This window comes from Dokdonella sp., from assembly GCF_051958935.1.
GTDB lineage: Bacteria > Pseudomonadota > Gammaproteobacteria > Xanthomonadales > Rhodanobacteraceae > Dokdonella_A.
Genome location: NZ_JBQCFP010000038.1, coordinates 1 through 7,835, shown reverse-complemented (window position 1 = coordinate 7,835; position 7,835 = coordinate 1). Strand labels below are relative to the sequence as shown.

The window sequence follows — 7,835 nt, the reverse complement described above, 5'->3', positions numbered from 1 at the left end:
CTTCATGCGCTCGCTCGCGCGGTGAGCGCCTGCGCGACCCATTCGCCGGTTTCGACGCCGCCTTCCATGAAACCCTGGTTGTCGAACGCGCAGTGCTCGCCGGCGAAATGCAGGTCGCCTACGCGTTCGCCGACCGCACCGCGCAGCGTCGTCCACTGCCCGGGCGCGAAGCAGGCATAGCTGCCCTTCGTCCACGCGTGCGTCGGCCAGTGGAAGCGCGCCTCGCGCGCGCCGGCGCGCGCGGCGGCGATGCCGGGCCAGATGGCCTCGAGCTGCGCCGCGGCGGCATCGGCCTGCTGCTTCGGCGTGCCGCTGCCGATCTCGAGACCGCGCCGGCCGCCGACGAAGTTGGTGAGGATGCCCGCCGCGCCCGCCTGCATACGGCTCGTTTCCCACGTCGTCTGCAGCGGCAAGTCGCTGTAGGTCGCGCCGGCGCTCGCGTGGCGGGTGCGCCAGATGCGCTCGCCGAAGCCGATCATGAGCTTGGCATTGGTGCCGTAGCGCAGTTCGGCGATCGCCTTGCGCTTGGCCGGCGGCAGGTCGAGGTCGAGGCGCACGTCGCGCAGGGTCGTGAACGGCACCGCGAGCACGACGCGGTGCGCGCGCCGTTCGAACGCGGCCGCGCCGTGCCGGAACGAGAGCACGTAGCGACCACTGTCGTCGCGGCGCATCGCTTCGAGCACGGCGCCGGTGGTGATCGCGTCGGCGAGGCGCTGCGCGAGCGCATGCGGCACGAGGTCGTTGCCGCCACGCACGTGGTAGCGCTCGTCGCTCTCGCCGAAGATGCGGAACGCGTCGGTGCCGGGATCGATGAATGTGAGGAAGTTGAGCGCCGACTGCTCCGCGCATTCGAGGCCCATCTCGGTCGTGTATGCGACCTCGATCAGCGCGCGCAGCCAGCCGTCGGCGCCGTTGCGGTCGAGCCACGCGCTCATCGATTCGCGATCGAGCGCCTCGGCGCCGCCGGGCGCCGCATAGGTGATCTGTTCGTCCGGCAGGGTCGACGCGTCGCGCGCGATCGCCTGCGCGAGCGGCGCGAACGCGGCCAGGATCTCCGCTTCGGAATAGCGCCGCCCGCCATGGAACCAGATGTCGCCGTGCGCCGCGGTCGGATCCTCGGCCAGGTCGTCGAGCACGAGGCCGAGTTCTGCCGCGAGCGCGCGCATGCGCGCATGCCCGCTGTCGACGAGTTCGCCGCCGAGTTCGCAGACCTGACCGTCGGCGAAATGCCCGCGCAGGCTCAGCATGCGGCCACCGACGCGTTCCTGTGCTTCGTACAGTGCGACCGGCACGCCCGCCTGGCGTAGGCGCCAGGCGCAGGTGAGGCCGGCGATGCCGGCGCCGACGACGATGACCGCGTCGGTATCGTCGCGGCGCGGGCGCAGCGCCGCCGGGGTGCACGCGGCGAGCGCGAGCGCGGCGGATGCGCCGAGCGAATCGCGCAGGAAGCGTCGCCGCGCGTGGTCGATGCGCGCCTCGCGTTCGCGCGCGATCGCTTCGTCGAGCGGCTCGCCGCTGTGCGCGCAATGTGCCGCGAGCGCGGCGCTGCGCCGCAGCAGGTCCACCAAGGCCGTACGTGCCATGCCGCCCTCCCCAGGTTGCCGGTCGGCGCGAGTATGCACCGCGAGCCGCACGCGCGCCGCTGGCCCGCAGGTGCGCGCGTCTGCGTGGATGATGGCAAGAGGAATTCCATGACGGTCCGACACCCCGCCGCGGGCGTCGCGTGCGCGCGCGGCAGCCACATTCGCGAGCCGTGCGGGCGGGCGCGCTACCATGCGCCGACGCGGTGCCGGCATCGGCGTGGCTGCCCTTGCCCGGGCGGACGCGATTCGCCGTGGCGTCGATGTCCGCCGGCGGCGTCGCAAGACCGGACGGTCGTCAATGCACATGCGTCGCGCGGTGCCGGGGAGTCGCCGATGGAAGAGTCGATGGGCACGGCGATGATGGCGGCGAACCGAGCGTCGTCGAAGTCGCGGCGGTTGCTGGCGTGGTTCGCCCTCGTCCTGCTCGCCACGCTCGCCGTGCTGCGCTCGTGGTATGGCACGCGCCTGGACAGTTTCACGATCGACGAGCCGTGGCACATCGTCGCCGGCACGTCCTACGTGCAACGCGGCGACATGCACCTCAATCCCGAGCACCCACCGCTCGCCAAGCGCTGGGTCGGCGCATGGATGCCCGCGGATTTCCGCCTGCCGCCCGAGCCCGCGCTGCGCGAGAAGAGCCAGGAGCGCGAGTGGGTCGAGCAGACGATGTTCCTCGACAACGATTTCGCTCGCATCCAGCAACGCGCGCGCGTGGCGATGTGGGCGTTGAACGGTGCGCTGCTGCTCGCCCTCGGCGCGCTGCTCCAGCGCGCAGCAGGCTTCGCGTGGGCTGCGGGTACGCTCGGTTTCCTCGCGCTCGAGCCAACCCTCGGCGCGCACCTGCCGGTGGTCATGACCGATGGCCCGCTCGCGCTCACGCTCGCACTCGCGACCGTCGCGGCGGGATTGCTCGCGGCGACCTGGCACTGGCACTGGGTGGCCGTGTGCGGCGTCGCGATCGGGCTCGCGCTCGGCGCGAAGCACTCGGCACTCGCGGGGCTGCTCGGTATCGCGCTCGTCCTGCTCGCCGCCGCGCTCGCGCAGGCCGGTGGATCGCGCGCCATCGCGCTGCGCGGCGCGAAGCTCGCGGTCGCGTTCATGCTCGGCGTGCTCCTGTTGTGGGCGCAGTACGGCTGGCGTTTCCATGCCGACGCCGACGGCGGCGACGGATTCAATCGGCCGATGGAGGACAAGATCGCCGACGTCTCGACCGCGCCGCTGCGCGCGACGCTCGCGTTCGCCGATCGCCATCACCTGTTGCCGCGCGCGTATCTGTGGGGGCTCGCCGACACGGTGCGCACCGGTGTCGAAGGCCGCGGCGGCGGCACGCACCTGGTGTGGGGAAGGCTCTACGAGGGACGCACGCCCTGGTTCACCTGGCCCGCGATCCTCGCGGCGAAGATGCCACTCGCGCTGGCGGCGCTGGCGCTGCTCGGGCTCGGCCTGCTCGCGCGCACGCGGCTTTCGCCGACGACACGCTGGATGCTCGCGACGCTCGCCGCGGCCAGTGCGGCGCATCTCGCCGCACTGATGGCCTCTCCCGAGGCCTGGGGCGGCATCCGCCATGCGACGCCCCTGCTCTGCTCGGCAGCCGTACTCGCCGGTGGCGCGGTGTCGGTTGCATGGAAGCGGCGTTCGCGCGTGCTCTTCGGCACCGTCGCCGCGGCGTTCGTCGCCACGGTGCTGATGACGGTACGCGAGCCGCGCCTGTGGGAGTACCACAATGAGCTCGTCGGCGGCAGCGCGGGCGCCTACCGCTACTTCGAGAACGAGGGGCTCGACCTCGGGCAGCGCTACGGCGAAATCGCGGCGTTCTACCACGCGCGGATCGCGGCGACGGGCTTGCCGCTGTACTCGGGCCATTGGGTCACGTCGATCATGGAGAACCAGTGGCGCGGCGCCCACGTCGACGTGCGCCGGCGCGTGCAGGACCTCGACGACGACAACACCGCCGGCCTCTACGAAGGCTGGTTCCTCTATTCGATCTACGACGAGGTGCCACGCCCCGACCGGGAATAGAATCCCGCCGAAGTGTTCAAGGGCATGCGACGGGTCGCGCGTTTCGGCTACATCACGGTGTGGCGCGGGCGCCAGTCGAATCCGATGGGCCGTGCCGGCGCGATGAGCGACGAGGTCATGGAATACATCTACCGCAAGAACGGCGATGACTGGCAGCGCGTCGCGCGCTGCCTCGAGCAGGTCGTCGCGCTGCGTCCGCAGGCGGTCGATGCCGGCGTCGAACTCGGCAATGCATACCTGCGCCTCGGCGACGCGGCGCATGCGGCACGCGCCTATCGCCGGCTCCTCGAGCAGGAGAAGGCACCGCTCGACGCCAAGGTCGAGCAGCAGCTGCGGGCGCAGGTCGCGCGCATCGACGCGGGCGAGGACCCATCGACGATGGCGCCCTTGCGCAATCCGTGGATGGAATGACGCCGGCGTGGTCCGGGCCGCTCAGCCGTCGACGCCGTGGGCGAAGATCGTGTCGGGCGATGCGTCGGCCTCCGCCGCGCCGATGTCGCAGTCGATGCCGTCGGCGGGACGCAGGTAGCGGCGCTGGTCGGTGGCGCCGAAGACCGCATTGGCGACGCCGCACCAGGTCGGGTCGGCGCGATCGACGAGCGGGCTCGCGCGCGAAGGGAGGAACGTGCGCGTGAAACCGCCATGGTCGGCGAGCGGGCCGAGCAGCAGTTGCAGCGCGGGCACGTCGACGTCGTTGTCCGCCGACGGCAACTGGCAGGTATGGGCCGGCGACTCGACATTGCCGACCGCCTGGAACACGCCGGCGCCGTTCGCGAAGGCGCAGTTGCCGGCGAGCAGGCTGTCGTAGATGCGCACGTTCGCCGCGGCACCGCGCACCGCGAGCAGCGATGCGACCGCGTTGTCGGGCACCGACGGGCCGGTGCGCAAGGTCGCGTGGAACATCCAGAAGATCGTCGCACTCGCGTCGGCGACGTCGACACCGATCGCGTGGCCGATGCCGTTGGCGACGCCGGCTCGGAACGTGTTGTCGTGAAATGTGACGTCGCCCATGACGACATTGGCGCCGGCGAGCACGCGCACGGTCGAGCCGATGAGGCCGGGGCCCGATCCGCCGCCGCCACGATTGCCGCTGAACAGCGCGCGCGAGATGCGCCAGGCGCCTTCGTCGGTCGCGAGCAGCACCGCAGGATGGTCCGCATGCGCATCGTCCACGACGTTGGCGCTGAACTCGACTTCGTCCATCCAGACCGTGCCGTCGCGGTAGCTGTACATCGGCCCGGTGTTGCCGAGGAAGCGCGTGCGGTATACGCGCACGTCGCCGACGCCGTCGAGCGCGAGAGGAATCGACTGGTTGCGGATCGTGCTGTCGCGGATCGTCGCCGCGCCCGACGAGGTGAACGCGATGCCGTAATGGGCGTCGGGGCCGACCACCTCGACGCGTTCGAGGTCGAGGTCGCCGCTGCCGTCGAACATCGCCACGCCGGCGAGCGTGCTGTCGGAGGCGTGCAACGACCCCGCGCCGCACAGGCAGCCGACGGCGTCGCCGAGTTCGGAATGCTCGATGCGCAACTGCGCGGCGCCGTTCGCCGACGTCGCGGAGACGACGCCGCCGCCGGCGGCGATGCGCACGCGACGCAAGGTCGCGCCGCCGCTGTCGATCTCGATCGCCGCGTCCTGTGATGCGAGCGTGACGCCGTCGAGCACGAGGGCGGCGAGCGGCGTCACGTGCACGAGGTCGAACGCGCCGTTGCCGACGATGCGTGTCGCGTCGACGCCGGCGCCAGTGACGGCGACGTCGCCGATCGCGTCGAGCGTGCCGCGCGTGACCGTGTACTGACCCGCGGCGAGCACGATCGTGTCCCCGCCCGGCGTCGACACCGCGGCGTCGAGCGCCTCGCGCAGCGAACAATCGTTGGCGAGGCAGCCGTCGGGCGCGGGGTCGTCGCCGCGCGTGACGAGGTAGGTCGCCGGCGTCGCGGGCAGCGACGCGAACAGGAGGCCGAAAGCGAACCAGCGATGCAGGATGGACATGGCGATCTCCGTGGACACGCCGTTCCACGGACAAGCGCGCTGGCATGGGCCATGGCCGTTGCGCCGCCGCGGCGACGACGGCGTCGGATGGGAACTCAGCCCGCGCCGAGCGCCTGCGCGAGCGACCGCGCCTCGCGCAGGCGCGTGGCGTGTTCGGGCGCCTGCAGCCGGTCGATCGCCTGCGCGACGTCCGCGCGCGCGCCGGCGAGGTCGCCGTCGCCGCGATGCACGCGGCTGCGCACGAGATAGACGACGCCGAGCATCGGCCCGACCGTGTCGTCGCTGCTGCGCTCGAGCGCGGCGCGCGCCTGCTCGACGATTTCGCCCGCTTCGCGACGCATCGCCGGATCGCCGGTCGCGACGAGGCTCGACGCGAGTTCGGCGCGCGCCTGCGCGACTTCCGCATGATCGGGCCCGTAGGCCTTCTCGATCAAAAGGACCGCACGGCGACGCGCGTCGATCGCGTCGGGATAGCGGTGCTCGGCGTGGCGCAGCCCGCCGATCACGCTGTTGACGTAGGCCGCCTCGTACGAGTCGTCCTTCGACAGCGTCGCCATCGTCGCGACCGCCTGCGTGGCGAGCGCATCGGCCTCGTCGAACCGCTCCAGTTCGCCGAGCACGCTGACGAGTTCGAGCGCGGTGAGCCACGTGTAGACGCTGTCGCCGCTGACGGCGCGGAACGCCTCGAACGAGGCACGATAGCGCTGCGCGGCGAGATCGAGCCGGCCCTGTGCGCGCGCGAGATTGCCGTGGAACTGCAACGCCTGCGCGTATTGCCCGCCCGGCGCCTTGCCGAGGACGCCGATCGCTTCCGCGAGCGACGCGTCCGCTTCGTCGAGCCGCCCCATGCGCCGCTGCAGGTCGCCGAGGCGGATCAGCGTGCCGCCGAGGATCACGTGGTCGCGGGGCAGTTGCACCCGCTCGATGCGCAGCGCCGCCTCGTACTCGGGCAGCGCCTCGTCGTACTTGCGCTGCACGCGCAGCGTGTCGGCGACCGACATGTGCAGCAGCGCGGCGCGCGCGTTGTCCGCGCCCCCCGCCGCTTCGACGATGCCGATCGCTTCGCGCAGCACGGTGAGCGCGTCGGTGAAGCGCGCGCGTTCGTGAAGCACCTTGCCGAGCAGGGAGAGCGGCCCGACCAGGTCCATGCTGCGCGGCCCGCGCAAGGCGCGCACGATGTCGAGCGCGTCGCGCGCGAGCCGTTCCGCCTCCTCGCCATCGCCCTGGATGAGGCGGATCTTCGCCGCGACCAGTTCGGCCTGCGCCATGCGCGCGCTGCGCGCCGCGCCGAGTTCGCGCAGGCGCGCGATCGCCGCGTCGGCGAGCGGCGCCGCAGCTTTCACGTCGCCTGATGCGTACACGCCGTCGGCGTAGGCGACCTGCGTTTCCGTCGCGGCGAGGCTGTCGCTGCCGCTCTGCCGCCGTTGCAGCTCCCAGGCACGCGCCAGCGTCGCGACACCGGCCTTGCCGTCGTCGAGGTTGACCTGCATTTCACCGAGGTCGCGCAGCAGCTCCGCCTGCAGGTCCGGTTCGGCGCCGAGCGTGGCATCGATCTGCGCGACGCCGTCGCCGATCAGCTGCGACGCGGAACGCACCTGCGCCTTCGCGCGGCTGACCGGGTCCTGTTCGCGGAACAGCGCGAGCATGAAGTCCTTGACGCGTTCGGCACGCGCGAGCTGGCGCTCCGCGTGCGCGCGTTCGGCGTCCGCGCGGCGCGCCTCGCTGCGCGCGACCTCGGCCTGCCACAGCGCGGCGCCGAGGCCCGCGAACAGCGAGACCGCGACCAGCACCGAGGCCGCGACACCAGCGCGGTGGCGGCGCGCGAAACGCGCGAGGCGGTACGACGCCGAGTCCGCGCGCGCGGTGATCGGCCGGCCTTCGAGCCAGCGGCGCAGGTCGTCGGCGAAGGCCGCGGCGGTCGGATAGCGGCGCGCCGGATCGCGCTGCAACGCGGTCGCGACGATGACGTCGAGATCGCCCGCGAGCGCCTGCGCGAGGCGCCTCGCATCGAGCGCGCCGCCGTAGAGCGCGTCGACTTCGCCCGCGGACAGGCGCGCCGCGAGCGCGCTCGCGCGCTCGCTCGTCTCGTGGCTCGCCTCCTGCGCGAGCTGCGCCGGCGCGCTGCTGCGCGTGCGCGGCAGCCGGCCGACCAGCAGTTCGCACAGCATGAGGCCGAGCGCATAAACGTCGGTCGCGGTGCCGATCGCCTCGCCGAGGATCTGCTCGGGCGCCGCGTATGCG

General features: G+C 72.3%; 5 protein-coding genes. 2 read left to right on the top strand and 3 right to left on the bottom strand.

Translation table 11 applies throughout. From position 1 onward, the window contains the following. Window positions 1-2 precede the first annotated feature (2 nt). Window positions 3-1,583, bottom strand: coding sequence for a flavin monoamine oxidase family protein (locus tag ACTHK2_RS03790; protein WP_440244363.1), 1,581 nt, complete (start codon window positions 1,581-1,583; stop codon window positions 3-5). Window positions 1,584-1,916: 333 nt separating this feature from the next. Between ACTHK2_RS03790 and ACTHK2_RS03785 the strand changes: the two genes are divergently transcribed. Both ACTHK2_RS03785 and ACTHK2_RS03780 read left to right on the top strand, forming a co-directional pair. Continuing rightward, a complete protein-coding gene (locus tag ACTHK2_RS03785) occupies window positions 1,917-3,602 on the top strand; it encodes a hypothetical protein (RefSeq protein ID WP_440244362.1) in 1,686 nt (561 codons plus the stop codon). A 12-nt stretch (window positions 3,603-3,614) separates the two neighbouring features. After that, window positions 3,615-4,013: a hypothetical protein gene (locus ACTHK2_RS03780; protein ID WP_440244361.1), complete on the top strand. Its 399-nt coding sequence runs from the start codon at window positions 3,615-3,617 to the stop codon at window positions 4,011-4,013. A gap of 21 nt (window positions 4,014-4,034) precedes the next feature. On the opposite strand, the gene ACTHK2_RS03775 is transcribed toward ACTHK2_RS03780, so the two are convergent. Together ACTHK2_RS03775 and ACTHK2_RS03770 are read right to left on the bottom strand one after the other, a co-directional pair. Then, window positions 4,035-5,594, bottom strand: coding sequence for a choice-of-anchor Q domain-containing protein (locus ACTHK2_RS03775; protein ID WP_440244360.1), 1,560 nt, complete (start codon window positions 5,592-5,594; stop codon window positions 4,035-4,037). Window positions 5,595-5,689: 95 nt separating this feature from the next. Beyond that, window positions 5,690-7,835: tetratricopeptide repeat protein (locus tag ACTHK2_RS03770; RefSeq protein ID WP_440244359.1), on the bottom strand; the 2,146-nt coding region annotated here is incomplete at its 5' end.

Coding starts and splice junctions, on each gene's coding strand:
- ACTHK2_RS03775 (WP_440244360.1), bottom strand. CDS start 5,594: ATGTCCATCCTGCATCGCTGGTTCGCTTTCGGCCTCCTGTTCGCGTCG.
- ACTHK2_RS03790 (WP_440244363.1), bottom strand. CDS start 1,583: ATGGCACGTACGGCCTTGGTGGACCTGCTGCGGCGCAGCGCCGCGCTC.
- ACTHK2_RS03785 (WP_440244362.1), top strand. CDS start 1,917: ATGGAAGAGTCGATGGGCACGGCGATGATGGCGGCGAACCGAGCGTCG.